Consider the following 16,078-nt stretch of genomic DNA (forward strand, 5'->3'; position numbering starts at 1 on the left):
CTCACCGCACCTGCGTGATCGGTAGCGATGGGTGAAGACTGTCTCGGTTGAAGAGCTTCACGGCAGTAGTACGCCGGTAGTCGCTCGGGGTCTGATGCATTTCATGACGGAAGTGGCGATTGAAATTGGAGACGTTTTCGTAGCCAACCTCGAAGCAGATTTCGGCGACCGAGAGCTGTGTCTGGACGAGTAGCCGACATGCACGCTGGATGCGCAGCTTGCGCATCAGGTCCATGAATCCGTGGCCAGTGATTCGTTTGAAAAAGCGTGAAAAACCGGCCTCGCTCATCCCAACTCGCTCGGCGATGACAGATAGCCGGACGTCAGACGTGAGCTCATTGATCAAGTAGTCGAATGCCTGATTAATTCGCTCCGAGCTGCGCTCGTTCAACGAAGGCGAGTAGCAGGCGCTGGCCAATACCCGAATTTCGCGCTTTGGCGCCCTTGCGAGGGTGCCTATCAATTGCAGGAACATGATCAGGCGCTGAAGCCCCGTCGCCTCGCCGATTCTCTCAAGCAGCAAAGCGGCCTCGACGGCCGTCCCTCCAGTAAACTCGATCCCACGTTGTGCCAGCTCAAACAGCGTTTTCAGCTCCGATAGCTCAGGCAATGAGCCTCGGAGGTCGAGCAGGGCAGCGCCATCAAACTGCAGAACTACGTCGCGGCCTACGAGCTGTTCTCCCGGCGCAATATCTCCCATCCAATCATGGGGAAGACCTGGGCCAATAAGTGCGACATGTCCTGCGGTGAAGGGCCCGATGTAATCCCCAGCCAAAAGCTTGCCACTTCCTTGTCGAATCAGGTGGATTTCATATTCCGGATGGTGGTTCCAGCGGGCGAGGGCGTATGGATAGTCGTGCTCGTACCATCGAAAGCTCTGATCGGGTTCAGGAAGGATGACTTCAAGGTCGGCTGGTCGGTGCTCGAACAAGGCAGCGCGGTTATCAGGCATCTCGTGCCCCTTTTTATAGTTATGGGGTGGATCGAATGCGCCAACCATACGCCGAATTCATCCGGCACTGCTAGCCCAACTATTGCAGCTTGTTGATACTTTTTTAACCCTTGTGGCTGCCGGTTGTCGCGATCAAAAAAGTATCGATTCGGCGTCCGCGATTCGTTTGAGGGCGGGGCGGGTAGGTGATCTAATCAATTCGCCCACCACTGCAATGCGGTCTTGTTTTGCTCACAAGTGGTGAACAACAACAATAATAGCTCCGGTCATCTGGCTTGGAGTGGAGAGCCCCATGAAGATTACGAATGCGCTAATTCTTTCTACTGGTCTGTCATTCGCCCTTGCCAGCCATGCCGCTGAGACGCTGACCATCGCGACGGTCAACAACGGTGACATGATCCGAATGCAACGGCTATCCAAGGTCTTCGAGCAGCAGCATCCCGACATCAAACTGAACTGGGTCGTGCTCGAAGAGAACGTTCTGCGTCAGCGCCTGACCACTGACATTGCCACTCAAGGTGGTCAGTTCGACGTGTTGACCATTGGCACCTACGAGACCCCGATGTGGGGTGCTAAGAACTGGCTAGAGCCGATGAAGGACCTCCCGGCCGGCTACGACGTCGACGATATCTTTCCTGCCGTACGTCAGGGCCTTTCTGTTAACGATACGCTCTACGCACTGCCGTTCTACGGCGAAAGCACCATCACGTACTACCGCACCGATCTGTTCAAGGCGGCAGGGCTGACGATGCCGGGGCAGCCGACCTGGTCGCAACTGGGCGAGTTCGCTGCCAAGCTCAATGATCCTTCGAAGGATCAATATGGCATGTGCTTGCGTGGCAAAGCTGGTTGGGGCGAAAACATGGCCTTGCTTACCACGATGGCCAATGCCTTCGGGGCGCGCTGGTTCGATGAGAAATGGCAGCCTGAACTCAATGGTCCTGAGTGGAAGGCCGCAGCGACGTTTTATGTTGATACCCTGAAGAAATACGGCCCTCCGGGAGTATCCAGTAACGGGTTCAACGAAACACTGGCCCTTTTCAACAGTGGAAAATGCGCGATTTGGGTTGATGCAAGCGTGGCTGGATCTTTCACCACCGATAAGGAGCAGAGCCGTGTGGTGGACAGCGTAGGTTTCGCGCCTGCGCCTATTGAGGTTACCGACAAGGGGGCCTCGTGGTTGTACGCCTGGTCATTGGCAATTCCTGCCACCTCCAAGCACAAAGAGGCCGCCAAATCGTTCGTCACCTGGGCCACCTCCAAAGAGTACATCCAGCTAGTGACCGATAAGGATGGCATCACGAACGTGCCACCCGGTACACGCATCTCGACCTACAGTGACGCTTACCTCAAGGCCGCGCCGTTTGCTCAGGTAACGTTGCAAATGATGAAGCACGCTGACCCGTCGCAGCCTTCAGCCAAACCTGTTCCGTACGTGGGCATTCAATACGTGGTGATCCCCGAGTTTCAGTCGATCGGTACATCGGTAGGCAAGCTTTTCTCCGCAGCATTGACAGGACAAATGTCGGTTGAGCAAGCGCTGGCTTCTGCCCAGTCCACAACCGAGCGCGAGATGAAGCGTGCGGGCTATCCCAAAAAATAAATAGCCCCTTACCTCCGCCGGCTTAGCGCCGGCGGTCACAGCCGCACAGGTAAATAATCATGAACACGTCCATTATTCGAGCCCAGCTTGCGGCCTCGGCGCCATCACGCGCACGCCGTTTGATCAATCCAGGATGGTTTCTGGTGTCGCCATCGGTTGCACTTTTGTTGCTCTGGATGATCGTGCCGCTGGCCATGACCGTTTATTTTTCGGTGATCCGGTACAACCTGCTCAATCCAGGGGAAAACGAGTTCGTTGGCCTGGAGAACTTTGCTTATTTCGTGACAGATTCGGGTTTTCTTCCCGGAGCGCTTAACACGTTGATATTGGTGGGCAGCGTGCTGCTGATCAGCGTGATTTTTGGTGTCTTGATTGCAGCCTTGCTTGAGGCAAGCGAGTTCTTTGGACGCGGCATAGTCAGGGTGCTGCTCATTTCGCCGTTTTTTATCATGCCGACCGTGGGTTCGCTGATCTTCAAGAACCTGATCTTCCACCCTGTCTCCGGGATCCTCGCGGCGGTATGGAAGTTCTTCGGGGCACAGCCCGTCGATTGGCTAGCTCATTACCCACTCTTCTCGATCATCGTCATCGTTTCCTGGCAGTGGCTGCCTTTTGCGATCTTGTTGCTGATGACAGCCATGCAGTCGCTCGATCAAGAGCAGAAAGAGGCCGCTCGATTGGATGGGGCGGGTGCCCTGGCCATCTTCTGGCATCTGACCCTGCCACATTTGGCCAGGCCCATCGCGGTGGTGGTGATGATCGAGACGATTTTCCTGCTGTCGGTATTTGCAGAAATCTTCACCACGACAAATGGCGGACCTGGGTTCGCTTCGACCAACCTCGCCTATCTGATCTACAACCAGGCGCTGGTGCAGTTCGATGTGGGCATGGCCTCGGCCGGTGGTCTGATTGCGGTGGTGATCGCTAACATCGCGGCGATTGTGCTGGTGCGCATGATTGGCAAGAACCTGACCGACAAAGCCTGAGGACAACGCCATGATGACGCTTAAACAATCCCGGTCTCTGCAAAGCGTACTGCTCGGCACCTTGGCCTGGGTCACCGCTTTGCTGTTGTTCTTTCCGATCTTTTGGATGGTGCTTACCAGTTTCAAGACCGAGATCGACGCCTTCGCTACGCCGCCACAGTTCATCTTCATGCCTACGCTGGAGAATTACTTGCACATCCAGGAGCGCAGTGACTACTTCCACTTCGCGTGGAACTCGGTGCTGATTTCCTTCTCCGCTACAGCGTTGTGCATGCTGATCGCGGTGCCGGCGGCCTACTCAATGGCGTTCTATGAGACCAAGCGCACTAAGCAGACGCTGCTTTGGATGCTATCGACCAAGATGCTTCCTCCAGTTGGGGTGCTCATGCCTATCTACCTTCTGGCGAAGGGGGCGGGGTTGCTGGACACCCGGATCGCGCTGATCGTGATCTACACCCTGATCAACCTGCCCATCGTGGTGTGGATGATTTACACGTACTTCAAAGACATCCCCCGGGAGATTCTGGAGGCGGCCAGGCTGGACGGCGCGACCCTGGGGCAGGAGATGCTGCGCGTGCTGCTGCCCATCAGCAAGGGTGGGCTGGCCTCGACCATGCTGCTGTCGATGATCCTGTGCTGGAACGAGGCCTTCTGGTCGCTCAACCTGACGAGCTCCAGCGCCGCACCTCTGACCGCACTGATCGCTTCCTACTCGAGCCCTGAGGGTCTGTTCTGGGCGAAGCTTTCCGCGGTTTCCACATTGGCCTGCGCACCTATCTTGATCTTCGGCTGGATCAGTCAGAAGCAATTGGTTCGTGGGCTGTCCTTTGGCGCCGTCAAATGACGACGTCGAGCATTCAATGATTTCGCGAAGGCTCCAATTTCATACAGGACTTTACGCATGGCCACTTTGAAAATAGAAAATCTCAAGAAAGGTTTCGAGGGACTGTCCATCATCAAGGGCATCGATCTCGAGGTTAAGGACAAGGAATTTGTGGTGTTCGTAGGGCCGTCGGGGTGTGGCAAGTCGACCCTGTTGCGCCTGATTGCAGGTTTGGAAGACGTCACGAGCGGCACGATCGAGCTCGACGGCCGAGACATCACTGAGGTGACTCCTGCCAAACGAGACCTGGCCATGGTATTCCAGACCTATGCTCTGTATCCGCATATGACGGTACGCAAGAATTTGTCATTTGCCTTGGATCTGGCCGGTGAGAAGAAGCCGGATGTGGAAAGGAAGGTCGCCGAGGCCGCAAGGATTCTCGAACTTGGTTCTCTGCTCGACCGCAAGCCTAAGCAGTTGTCAGGTGGTCAGCGCCAACGAGTCGCTATTGGGCGTGCGATTGTCCGAAACCCGAAAATTTTCCTTTTCGATGAGCCACTGTCGAACCTTGATGCTGCGCTGCGTGTACAGACGCGCTTGGAGCTGTCCCGACTGCATAAGGAGCTGCAGGCGACCATGATCTACGTGACCCATGACCAGGTCGAAGCCATGACGCTCGCCACCAAGGTCGTTGTGCTGAACGCTGGGCGGATCGAGCAGATTGGTTCGCCGCTCGAGCTCTACCATCACCCTGCCAACCTGTTCGTTGCCGGCTTCCTTGGGACACCAAAAATGGGATTCTTGCAGGCGACTGTGCATGCCGTGCATGCATCGGGGGTGGAGGTTAGATTCGCCTCTGGAACCACTTTGCTCATTCCACGCGACAGCAGTGCGTTGTCGGTTGGGCAATCCGTGACGATCGGGATACGGCCGGAGCATTTGACCCTGGGCGCTGAAGGCCAAGTGCCGGTCACGACGGATGTCACCGAGCGCCTGGGCAGCGATACCTTCTGCCACGTGAATGTCGATTCAGGAGAAAGCCTGACGGTACGTGTCCAGGGGGATTGCGAAGTGCCGTACGCCGCCCGGCGTTATCTCACCCTCGATGTCGCTCATTGCCATCTATTTGATGAGAGCGGTCTTTCGGTAAGCCCTGCGGCATCACGCGCGGCCTGACTTCCATCACGCGCGCTCTTTCGATGAAGCGCGCCACGAACCACAAAGGTAGATTCAATGAAACGTCTCGAAGGTAAAAGCGCTTTGATCACTGGTTCCGCGCGCGGTATTGGACGCTCGTTTGCCCAGGCCTATATCGGTGAAGGCGCTACGGTCGCTATCGCCGACATCAATTTGGAAAGAGCTCAAGCGACGGCCTCCGAGCTTGGGCCGCAAGCTTACGCGGTGGAGATGGACGTTACCCGCCAGGCGTCCATTGATGCAGCGATCGCCGAGGTCGTTGCCTACGCAGGAAAGCTGGACATCCTTGTGAACAATGCGGCGTTGTTCGATCTTGCACCGATCACCGAGATCACTCGGGAAAGCTACGACAAGCTTTTTGCAATCAATGTCAGCGGGACGCTGTTCACGCTTCAGGCAGCGGCGAAGCAGATGATCAGTCAGGGGCATGGCGGTAAGATCATCAACATGGCCAGCCAGGCGGGTCGCCGCGGTGAGGCGTTGGTAGGCGTCTACTGCGCCACCAAGGCGGCCGTCATCAGCCTTACACAGTCTTCTGGCCTTAACCTCATCAAGCACAAAATCAATGTCAATGCGATTGCCCCGGGGGTTGTCGATGGCGAACACTGGGACGGTGTCGACGCGCTCTTTGCCAAACACGAGAACCGACCCCTGGGTGAGAAGAAGCGGCTCGTCGGCCTTGAGGTTCCGTATGGAAGAATGGGGACGGCAGAGGATCTGGTAGGAATGGCAATTTTCCTGGCGGGCTCGGAGAGCGATTACATCGTTGCACAAACGTACAACGTTGATGGCGGGAACTGGATGAGCTGAGTGCAGGAGGGGGGGCGGGTGACAGGAGAGCGGCACATTTTCCGATCACCCGGCGGTTCGATTCAGCTTCCTCGCGATCACACTGCCCGACTCATGAGAGCCTGGCAGTTTGATCCACAGGCCGATTGTTGAGGTGGGAGCTAGCAGCAAGGTTTCTTGCTTATCTGCGCGGCCACCAGAACTCTGCACTACAGGCCGAGGAGGCGGCGCAGTTCCGGTGCGGTCAGATGGGCGCGGAAACCCGGCCTGCCCGGCTGGAACGAGGCGGAGGCAGCCAGGTTGCCCACGACGACTGGGTCGCAACCAGCATCGCGTACCAGGTCGGCGGCGACCCGCAAGGCCTCGGCGTCATCTCCGGCGATGGGCATGCCAATGCGCCCGCCCGCTCGTGAGGCAGACGTTGCCACCACGGTGGCATCGACGGCACTGAATGCGCGCACCAGTCGCGCGCCGATCATGTACTTCGCGACGGTTTGAGCAACGCCCAGGTTGTGCGCTTCGCGGTATACATCGCTGCTGCTTGTGCCCCAAGGATTGGTGGAGTCCAGAACGATCTTGCCGCGGTAGGCACTGTGCAGGTCTCGCCCGACCTGGGGCAGCGCTTCAAACGGAATAGCCAACAGAAGCACGGTGCCGAATTCCGCTGCCGCCATCGGCAGGCCGACCGAAGCGCGTGGCCCTAACTCCTCAACCATGTCTTGCAATTGCTCTGGATGGCGGGAAGAGAACATGACCTCATGTCCAGCCTCGACCCACAGCCGACCTACCGTGCCGCCCAGCGATCCGCTACCGATCACGCCGATGCGTGTTGGCGCGACCGCAAAGGCGCGACTCGCGGGGATGAGCCACGGCAGAGCGGCCAATACGCCAAGGGATTTCACTATGGAGCGGCGGGTAGACTTCATGTCCTGTCCTCAATCAATGATGGTGAGACCGTAGCATCGCGCTGTTCCTGCTTCAGGTGGGTTCGTCCCAACCAGACACTCAAGCCCAGCCAGATAGCTGAGAGGGGGACCGAGATCATGGGAATCTGCGCCAGGGTCAGGCCAAGGCCCATCAGGCTTGCGTATCCCCAACTGGCGATTTGGTCACCGCCACGATAAACGACCGTGTCGATGAAGTTCTTGGCTTTGTAGCGATCTTCACGTGTGCTGGAGGTAAACAGGATTTCCCTGGCGGGTCTGGCCAGTGCGAAGTTCGCTACCCGGCGGGCGACCTGCGCGGCCACGATGACTGCGACGCTAGGGCTGGCGGCCAAGGCAGCGAAGCCGAACAGGCTGACCAGCGGCAGGACACACAGCGTTGCCACGATGCCCGCGGTGGCGATCATCCTGCCGGTGATGAACAGCTGGAATACCAGTGTGATCGCATTGACGATCAGGTCGATATTGGCAAAGAACGCCGTGCGGGCCGCACGATCAGGGAACGAGGACTCGGCGATGCTGGCCTGCTGAAAATACAAGAAAGTCGACGTGACCGAGTACAGCAGAATGAATAGTGCCAACCCGACCAAGTAGGGCGAACGCAACGTGTGGACCATGCCGGTAAAGATGCCGCCACCCAAGGGCTGGTCCGGGTTTTCCTTGAGTGTGGTGTGGCTGAACATCGGAGCAAGGCGAGATAAACGGCGTGATGCAAGTACCGCCACTTCCAGAAACAGGATGGCAATCACCATCAGCCAGGAGCGGTCCAACTGTTGGATCAGGCTGGAAGTGATAGCCGAGCCCAATAGGCCGCCAATCGTTGCTCCTGCCGCGAGTTGCCCGAACAGCCGTTTGCCCTGCTCGCTGTCGAAGATATCCACCATGAAGGACCAGAACACCGAGACGACGAACAGGTTAAACACCGAGACCCAGATGAAAAAGGCACGTCCCAGCCACACCTGCCACTGTGGATCGGCGAGATGCAGCAGCAGTGCAAACAACATCAGGTTGGCAGCGAAGAAGCGATAGGCCACGACGATGAACTGCTTGCGTGGCAGTTTGCGCACGGCCAGCGCGAACAGCGGGCTGGCTACCAGCATCGCCAACAACGTACCAGTGAATAGCCAGGGCAAGTTCTGGACCCCGCCGGCCACACCGAGTTCGTCGCGGATCGGTCGCAACAGGTAATACGCCAGAAATAGCGCGATGACGTAGAGCATCGACCACAGGACTGCGGGTGCTTCTTCGGGGCGCACCTTGGCCTGGCGCTGCAACAGCGATAAGGGAGATTGCACGACTTACTCCTCCCTGGCTCCAGCCGCGAGCTGAGGCGGAGTCTTCGCTGCGTCGTCTTCCCACCATGCCGTGAACGACTGCGCACGGCCGTCAAGGTAGACCGTGCGGCCGATTTCGGGCGTCCACAGCGCGAAGGTTTGCCCCTGACTGGCGACTTGCATGCGCTTGAACGGATCATCCCAATCGTGAGGGGCGATGGAGAAGCGGCCCACATGCGTCTGCATCAGCACTCGGGCGCGCAGGTCCTTGGCTGCCTGCGCGGCCTGTTCCGGATTCATGTGGACATTTGCCCAGCGCGGATCGTACTGACCGGCATCAATGGCGACATAGTCGAACGGACCCAGCCGCTGGCCGATCTCGGCAAAGTGCGGGCCATAACCCGAGTCGCCACTGAAAAACAACCGCTGCTCAGGAGACACAAGTGCAAAGCCGACCCACAGAGACTGATCGCGGGTAAAGGTGCGTCCAGAGTAGTGTCGAGCTGTGGTGACGTGGACTCTGACGTTCGGTGTCAGCGCGATGACTTCGTTCCAGTCGGCTTCACGTACGACTCCCATGTCGTAGCCCCAGCGCTCGAAATGAGCGCCTACACCCAACCCCACGATAACCTTTCTGACTTTGGGCTCAAGCGCCTGAACGGTTGGATAGTCCAAGTGATCGTAATGATCGTGGCTGATCAACAAAGCGTCGATCTCGGGTATGTCATCGGCCGTGTAGAGGCTGGTGCCCTCGAATGCCTTGTTCACTCCGGGGATCGGCGCGGCGTAAGTGCTGAACACCGGATCGATCAGGATGCGTTGTCCGCCCAGTTGCACGAAGTAGGAGGAATGGCCCAGCCAAACGACTATATCCTGTGTAGGGTCGAGTGCTTTGAGGTCGGTCTTGACGGCGGGAATCGGGCTTGGCGGTCGAGGCTGCCCCTCTTGCCCGAAAAGGGTCTGCATCCACATCGATATCTCGGATTGGTCCGTGGTCTTCATGGGCGTGTCGATCTGGTTGCGGAACACTCCGTCGGCATGATTGGGCGAATGTTCGATGCGCGTCAGCCGCTCGCCGCTGGGCAGGTCGCCGAAGACCGGCTGCTGTAAATAGGCGAAGGCGCCAACGATGCCTAGCAGAGCGATACCGACAACGGCCATTAGAAGACGACCCCAGAATAATTTCATGCAGTAGTTACCGTGGAGGTGGTCACGACAGGTTCGTGCCGCTGGCGCGCGTGAGTTCAGCCAGCAGCAAGTCTTGGAATCGGGAGTCTTGGACCGCGGAATGCGGCTGTTCGCGTTGCTGATGGTGCCAATAGCCGCCGCTGGTGAGTGCCTCAGGATCATTGCTGGTGGCAAGCCATTCCTGGGTCAGGTGTCCCAGGCGCAGATCGTCAGGTGCGTTGGGACCTCCCATCTTCGTTGGGACCCAGCCCGGATCGACCGCATTACTGAGGACGTCGGGGTACAACCGCGCAACGGCTGCTGCGAGTGCGGTTACAAAGAGCTTGCTGTCCGAATAGCTGCCTGTGGGGGTGCTGCCCGACCAGTCCAATCCCGTCAGGCTGGCTCGTCCCCCTCTATGCATGCTGCTACTCAGGTAGATCAGACGCTTGGGGCGCTGAATCAGGGCCGTGAGCATATAGGGGGCGACGACGTTGACGACCAGCAGTTGCGCCCCGCTGAGGATGCCAGCGTTGTGGACAATGGCATCCATCGCGCCGATGGCATTGACCTGACGGGCAAGGTCGCGAATCTGTTCAAGATCGCCCAAGTCGCCGACTGTGGCGATGGCGCCCTGGTCCACCAGTTCTTGCACGGCAGACAACCGGGCAGGGGAGCGCACATGCACGACAACCTCGTGGCCTTGGGCAAGCAGGGTCTTGGCGGTGGCATGGCCCAGTCCATCGGCCGAGCCGGTAATGAATACGCGGGCTTTGCCGCTTGCACTGTTGTCCCGTTGTGCGTTGGACGCGGGAGCCTCCCTTCGGGAATTGGTTGGGGCCTCTGCCCAGGATGCCGTTGCTTCCAGAAGTGAGCCTGCGATCAACGCCGAACCCAGTCCGGCGCCTCTGATGAGAAAGTCTCTACGATCCATGCACGTCCCCTCGGGTCGCTTCGCGCCTCTCGTCCCAAGCGCCATGGCGATCGCTCGCGCTGAATATAACGAAGGGTTGGTTAAAAAGAGGTTGTTAATGTAACCGGCCCCCTTCGGCGCGACTAGCTAATCAGTCCTTAAAGGGGCTATAAGGCCTGCTAATTAATGATTTATGAGAGACTTGGGCGATGGTCAGACGTAACCTCAATGATCTCTTATCGTTCGTAACGATTGCCCGTGAAGGCAGCTTCACGCGGGCAGCTTCCGTACTGGGCGTGACTCAATCTGCCCTCAGCCAGGCAATGAGCGGGTTAGAGGCCAGGCTGGAGATTCGCTTGCTTACACGAACCACCCGTAGCGTATCGCCTACGGCAGCGGGCGAGCGTTTACTAAAAGCCATTGGTCACCGCTTTGACGAAATCGAGGCAGAACTCGACGAACTGACCGAGATGCGCGATAAACCCGCCGGCACCGTGCGCATCACCTGTGGTGAGCACATTCTTCGAGCACATTTGCTTCCCAAGCTCACGCCGCTTTTGCTCGATTATCCGGATATCAAGATAGAGTTCGATATCAATTATGGTTTTCGAGACATCGTCGCCGACCGTTTCGATGCAGGCGTGCGTATGGGCGATACCATCGACAAGGATATGGTTGCGGTACCCATCGGTCCTCAACTGCGCATGGCCGCTGCGGCCTCCCCGATGTATTTCGAAAGGCATCCAACGCCCAAAAATCCACGGGACCTGCTAAAGCACAGTTGTATCAATCAGCGTATGCAAACAGCAGGGGGGCTATACGTTTGGGAGTTTGAGCGTCGTGGCCAACTGTTAAACGTACGAGTGGATGGCCAGCTCGTTTTCAACACCTCTCCCAGCATGGTGGATGCAGCCTTGGCCGGCCTGGGCATCGCCTATCTTCCTGAAGAAGAATTCGCACCGCATCTGGAAAATGGCCGCCTGGTTCGTGTGCTGGAAGATTGGTGTGCCCCCTTCCCGGGGTACCATTTGTATTACCCAAGTCGCAGGCAGCCGTCGCGGGCCTTCACGCTGGTTATGAATGCACTGCGTGTGTAAGGACGATTGATAAATCTCATTCATGACTTCAATCGCTGCGAGGTATTTCAGTTTTTCTGTCAGCTGATACCTTCTGGCGGGAAAGCAATTTGGCTGTCAGATCAATTCGGGTCGGGGGTAGGGCGTGCCCCGCAGCCCATCGGAGCAAAGTGGAGCAACTATGAAAATACGCATCGATGTTTCAGGCGGTCCGGTTACGGCAACGCTCGACAACAACGATTCCTCCATAGATTTCGTTAAACAGCTGCCGATGAAACTGACACTGGACGACTACGCCTCGACCGAGAAGATCAGCGTACTGCCCGAGCCATTATCGACACAGGGCGCGCCAGCTGGGTTCACGCCTTCGGCGGGTGACATTGCCTTCTATGCGCCTTGGGGAAATCTCGCCATTTTTCATAAAGGGTTCAAGTATTCGAGCGACCTTATCAAACTCGGCAGGATTGATTCCGGCCTGGGAATACTCGCGCGTCCTGGGTCCCTTGAAGTAACGATCACCTTGGTCGATGAGTGATACTCCAAAACAGTCAGAACCACGCCGGCAAAAACTGTCTGTGGCGCAGGGGGCGGGAGAGGTCCTTTCGTTCATACGTTTCACACCAATGGCAGAGAACTCATGCAGCTGACTCGTGCCAACTTTGGCGATTTTATCTACTTTTTAGCTGTCGCCCGCCATTCCAGCTTCAGTCGTGCGGGTGTTGAAGTAGGGATAAGTGCATCTGCGCTGAGTCATGCGATCAAGGGGCTGGAGGCGAGATTGGGGGTTCGTTTGCTCAATCGCACGACCCGCAGCGTCACCCTGACGGCAGCCGGTGAGGAACTGCTGGCATTGATAAGCGAACCTGTCGACAAAATCGACCAGGCTATTGAGTTGTTGAATAAGTTCCGTGATGAGCCCACTGGTCGTATACGGCTGAATGTTTTCAGTGACGCGGCGCTCCTTTTGTTGGCACCCGTTTTATCGACATTTGCTCATCGTTATCCCGATATCGAAGTGGAAGTCTCAACCACCAACAGTATGGTGGACATTGTTGAAGGAGGCTTCGACGCTGGGATCAGGTACGGCGCTACCGTACCTGAAGGCATGATTGCCCAAAGCCTTTCCCCCCCTGTTCGATGGGTCGTGGTAGGAACCCCCGATTACCTCGACCGATGTGGCATGCCGCTGCATCCCGAGGATTTGAAACAGCACAGTTGTTTAAGGTTTCGGCTAGGCAACGGCCGGATGTACAACTGGGAGTTTGAGAAAGAGGGGGAAAAATTAGAGATCCCAGTGTCCGGTAATGTGGTGCTGGATGAGACGCGGATGATGCTCGCCATGGTCACCCAGGGCGCCGGGCTGACTTATTGTGCCGAACCCATTGTCGCGCCGCTTATAGCAGAAGGAACGTTACAAGTGGTTTTGGAGGATTGGGTCAGTGTCGGTCCAGGCTTCCATATCTATTACTCAAGCTACCGGCAGGTGCCGATCACGCTACGTTTGCTGATCGACTTGATCAGAGAGTTGCGCCCGCTTGGATAGTTGGCGATCGACAGCGACTTCGCCGGATTCGCTTTGGGAGAGATATCTGATATGTCCAGTTTGAACGCATTGCTCGATGCCATCCAGGCCGAGCAGAACGAGGGTCGAGAGTCTGTACTCGCCACCGTTGTGAAAGTCGAGGGTTCGGCGTATCGCCGTCCGGGGGCGCGCATGCTCGTTTCACAATATGGACGTCCGGAGGGCACTATCAGTGGTGGCTGTTTGGAGGCTGATGTGGTGCGAAAGGCTTGGTGGCTAAGTGAGTCGGGCCCTGTGATTCGTAGCTACAGCACGGCTGAGGCCACAGACGAAGAGGGCGGTGAAGAGTCCCTTGGTTTCGGGCTGGGCTGCAACGGCAAGGTGTATGTGTTGTTTGAGCGAATACCAGTTGCAAAGCAATGCGCTGTGCTTGATGCGTTACGCAAAGTAAGAAACAACCAGAGACCCGTGGCGATCGCAACGGTAATAGCGGGCTCACGCAATAGCCGTGCAGATGTTGGAGACCGTGTGTTCCTGGAATCTGGCGCAGCGCCCTTCGGGGGACTCTACCATCCTGCACTGAACGAGCGAATTACCGCTGATCTGCGTCTCACATTGGACCAGCAAAAATCTACGCGGCAACGCTATACCGAAGGCTACGCAGAGGTAGAGGTTTTTCTAGAATACGTCGCGCCACCACCGCGTCTGATGATCTTTGGGGCGGGCCATGATGCGCAGCCGTTGGTACGGATCGCAAAAATCTTGGGGTGGCATGTCACCGTTGTTGATAGTCGCCCACATTTTGCCCGTCCGGAACGTTTTCCCGAAGCGGATCGGGTGTTGAGCGCCGATATAGGCGGGCCTTTCGAATTTCGAAAGTTCGTGGAGGGGGCGTGTGTGGCGGTAATGTCCCATAGCCTGAGCCAGGATGCGCATTGGTTGAAAGGCGCGTTACAAGGTAATCCCCGTTACATCGGTCAGCTCGGGCCGCGTGATCGGACCGAGCGTCTGCTTGATGAAATAACGCGACAGACAAACAGCCTGCCTGCGCTGGACCGATTGCACTATCCAATGGGATTGGATTTGGGGGGGGACACCCCGGAAAGTGTAGCGATGGCGGTGCTTGGGGAGATGCAGGCCGTCCTGAATGGGCGAGCGGGTGGAAGTCTGAAGTTGCGGACGTCAACGATCCACGAAACTGGTCAGCTTGAGCCCAGATGTTCCCGTGAATTATCCATGGCAGAGTCGTAGAAGACTTGAGTTGGAAGCTCCTGCAGGATATGAGCCTCGCCGATGCGCTGCACGCATTAGAGGCCAAAGCTGATCAAAACTCACTAATCGAAATGCTGTCCTGCGTTAATCGCTGGATATAGAGCGTTGTGAGTAATCTGCAAAATTCTGAAACCATTTTATTGCTGAATATCACTCATTGGTGATTTCAGTAAAGTCGGGCTAATCCTCAGGCCCCTCGATTGTTAGCATGCCTACATAACAATCCAATGCGCAGCGCATTGGCTCATCGGGTTTATTAACCCGGTCAATAAGCTTGATCTTCGCACCGCGCTTCTTGCGCGTACTTGCCGAACTCTTTCTCCCATTGCCACCAGCAGCTGTTTCAGCCTGTGCTGCGGCAGTTTGCAAACTCATGCGCGCATTTTTCAGCGCTGTGTTCGAGGACTTTATGCCATTCAAGCCTATCTATCCTGCTTTGGTAACCGCCATTGCTTTTGCCACGATGCTCAGTGGATGTAACAACGAGCAGGCTGCTACTGCGCCGGTGCAAGCCCCCCAAGTCAGCGTGGTGACCCTGAAACCTCAGGCTGTGACCTTGTTTAACGACCTGCCCGGGCGTACCAGTGCCTATCGACTTGCTGAGGTTCGGCCGCAGGTGGATGGCATCGTCCTGAAACGCTTGTTCAAGGAAGGCGCGGATATCAAGGCTGGTCAGCAGCTTTATCAGATCGATCCATCAACTTACGAGGTGACGCTCGCCAGTGCGCAGGCCAGTTTGGAGCAATCTCGCTCGCTGACCACCCGGTATCGGCAACTGATCGATGAGCAGGCGGTGAGCAAGCAGGAGTATGACACTGCTCGATCTCAGCAGATGCAGGCAGAGGCACAAGTCAAGGGCGCCCAGATCAATCTGAGATATACCAAAATGTTCGCGCCCATCAGCGGGCGAATTGGACGTTCGGCTGTGACCGAAGGTGCGCTAGTTTCTAATGGCCAAGCAGCCCCCCTTGCGATTATCCAGCAACTCGACCCCATTTATGTCGATGTCACTCAGCCTTATGGCGAGGTGCTCAAACTGCGTCGGGCTCTTGAAAGCGGGCAGTTGCAGAAAACTGCTGATAAGGCTGCGAAAGTTAGCCTGACACTTCAGGACGGTAGCCAGTATCCGCTGCAGGGTTCGCTGGAGTTTTCAGAAGTCTCGGTCGACGAAGCAACCGGCTCGGTCACCCTGCGCGCCGTGTTCCCCAACCCCGATCACTTGCTGCTGCCCGGGATTTTTGTGCATGCGCGGTTGCAGGAGGGGGTCGCCGAGCAGGCCATTCTTGCTCCACAGATTGGTGTGACCCGGGATCTCAAGGGCACCCCGACCGCCATGGTCGTTACCGCCGATAACAAAGTCGAGCAACGCCAGCTCAAGGTTGGCCGCACCGTCGGTGCGAATGTGCTGGTGGAAAGCGGCTTGCGCGCCGGGGAAAAAATCATCGTCGAAGGGCTTCAGTTCATTAAGCCGGGGATCACCGTGGTCGCTCAGGAAGCGATGACAGATGAGGCGAACAGAGCCCCTGTAGCGCTAAACACCAGCGCTAAGGCGGAGTAGAC

Annotated in this window: 15 protein-coding genes; 10 read left to right on the plus strand and 5 right to left on the minus strand. The window is 57.0% G+C overall.

The genetic code is table 11. From position 1 onward, the window contains the following. Position 1 precedes the first annotated feature (1 nt). Complete coding sequence (locus tag PBDP_RS10995; protein WP_212802231.1) at positions 2-952, minus strand: AraC family transcriptional regulator; 951 nt, start codon at positions 950-952, stop codon at positions 2-4. Between the two features lie 292 nt (positions 953-1,244). Here PBDP_RS10995 and PBDP_RS11000 point away from each other — a divergent pair, with 292 nt between their 5' ends. The 5 genes from PBDP_RS11000 to PBDP_RS11020 are packed head-to-tail and all read left to right on the plus strand — an operon-like array spanning position 1,245 to position 6,371. Continuing rightward, positions 1,245-2,555, plus strand: coding sequence for an ABC transporter substrate-binding protein (locus tag PBDP_RS11000; protein ID WP_212802232.1), 1,311 nt, complete (start codon positions 1,245-1,247; stop codon positions 2,553-2,555). Between the two features lie 59 nt (positions 2,556-2,614). Beyond that, a complete protein-coding gene (locus tag PBDP_RS11005; protein ID WP_013692785.1) occupies positions 2,615-3,541 on the plus strand; it encodes a carbohydrate ABC transporter permease in 927 nt (308 codons plus the stop codon). 10 nt (positions 3,542-3,551) lie between these two features. Continuing rightward, entirely contained in the window at positions 3,552-4,385 is an 834-nt protein-coding gene (locus tag PBDP_RS11010) for a carbohydrate ABC transporter permease (protein ID WP_013692786.1), read from the plus strand. A 57-nt stretch (positions 4,386-4,442) separates the two neighbouring features. After that, positions 4,443-5,540 (plus strand): ABC transporter ATP-binding protein, encoded by a 1,098-nt coding sequence (locus tag PBDP_RS11015; protein WP_013692787.1) that lies wholly within the window; start codon positions 4,443-4,445, stop codon positions 5,538-5,540. A 57-nt stretch (positions 5,541-5,597) separates the two neighbouring features. Beyond that, positions 5,598-6,371 (plus strand): L-iditol 2-dehydrogenase, encoded by a 774-nt coding sequence (locus PBDP_RS11020; RefSeq protein ID WP_212802233.1) that lies wholly within the window; start codon positions 5,598-5,600, stop codon positions 6,369-6,371. Positions 6,372-6,559: 188 nt separating this feature from the next. Here the strand turns inward: PBDP_RS11020 and PBDP_RS11025 are convergent, their stop codons facing one another. The 4 genes from PBDP_RS11025 to PBDP_RS11040 are packed head-to-tail and all read right to left on the minus strand — an operon-like array spanning position 6,560 to position 10,669. Next, positions 6,560-7,276 (minus strand): NADPH-dependent F420 reductase, encoded by a 717-nt coding sequence (locus tag PBDP_RS11025; RefSeq protein WP_236124252.1) that lies wholly within the window; start codon positions 7,274-7,276, stop codon positions 6,560-6,562. Beyond that, entirely contained in the window at positions 7,273-8,589 is a 1,317-nt protein-coding gene (locus PBDP_RS11030) for an NTP/NDP exchange transporter (RefSeq protein WP_201005427.1), read from the minus strand. Before PBDP_RS11030 ends, PBDP_RS11025 begins: the two co-directional genes overlap by 4 nt. Before the next feature lie 3 nt (positions 8,590-8,592). Next, positions 8,593-9,756 (minus strand): MBL fold metallo-hydrolase, encoded by a 1,164-nt coding sequence (locus tag PBDP_RS11035; RefSeq protein WP_249411848.1) that lies wholly within the window; start codon positions 9,754-9,756, stop codon positions 8,593-8,595. A 22-nt stretch (positions 9,757-9,778) separates the two neighbouring features. After that, complete coding sequence (locus PBDP_RS11040) at positions 9,779-10,669, minus strand: SDR family NAD(P)-dependent oxidoreductase (protein ID WP_201005425.1); 891 nt, start codon at positions 10,667-10,669, stop codon at positions 9,779-9,781. Between the two features lie 188 nt (positions 10,670-10,857). Here PBDP_RS11040 and PBDP_RS11045 point away from each other — a divergent pair, with 188 nt between their 5' ends. From PBDP_RS11045 to PBDP_RS11065, 5 genes are all read left to right on the plus strand, one after another. Further along, positions 10,858-11,745 carry a LysR family transcriptional regulator gene (locus PBDP_RS11045; RefSeq protein ID WP_212796450.1) on the plus strand — a complete coding sequence of 296 codons (888 nt, stop codon included), beginning with the start codon at positions 10,858-10,860 and terminating at the stop codon, positions 11,743-11,745. 160 nt (positions 11,746-11,905) lie between these two features. Beyond that, the gene (locus PBDP_RS11050) at positions 11,906-12,259 is read left to right on the plus strand and encodes a cyclophilin-like fold protein (RefSeq protein WP_079302510.1); all 354 of its coding nucleotides are present in this window, start codon (positions 11,906-11,908) and stop codon (positions 12,257-12,259) included. Between the two features lie 102 nt (positions 12,260-12,361). Continuing rightward, positions 12,362-13,267, plus strand: coding sequence for a LysR family transcriptional regulator (locus PBDP_RS11055; RefSeq protein ID WP_013692795.1), 906 nt, complete (start codon positions 12,362-12,364; stop codon positions 13,265-13,267). A gap of 51 nt (positions 13,268-13,318) precedes the next feature. After that, complete coding sequence (locus PBDP_RS11060; protein ID WP_212802234.1) at positions 13,319-14,497, plus strand: XdhC family protein; 1,179 nt, start codon at positions 13,319-13,321, stop codon at positions 14,495-14,497. A gap of 430 nt (positions 14,498-14,927) precedes the next feature. Next, a complete protein-coding gene (locus tag PBDP_RS11065) occupies positions 14,928-16,076 on the plus strand; it encodes an efflux RND transporter periplasmic adaptor subunit (protein WP_212800646.1) in 1,149 nt (382 codons plus the stop codon). The last annotated feature ends 2 nt before the right edge of the window (positions 16,077-16,078 follow it).

The sequence above is a fragment of the Pseudomonas sp. St290 genome (assembly GCF_018325805.1).
Lineage (GTDB): Bacteria > Pseudomonadota > Gammaproteobacteria > Pseudomonadales > Pseudomonadaceae > Aquipseudomonas > Aquipseudomonas bijieensis.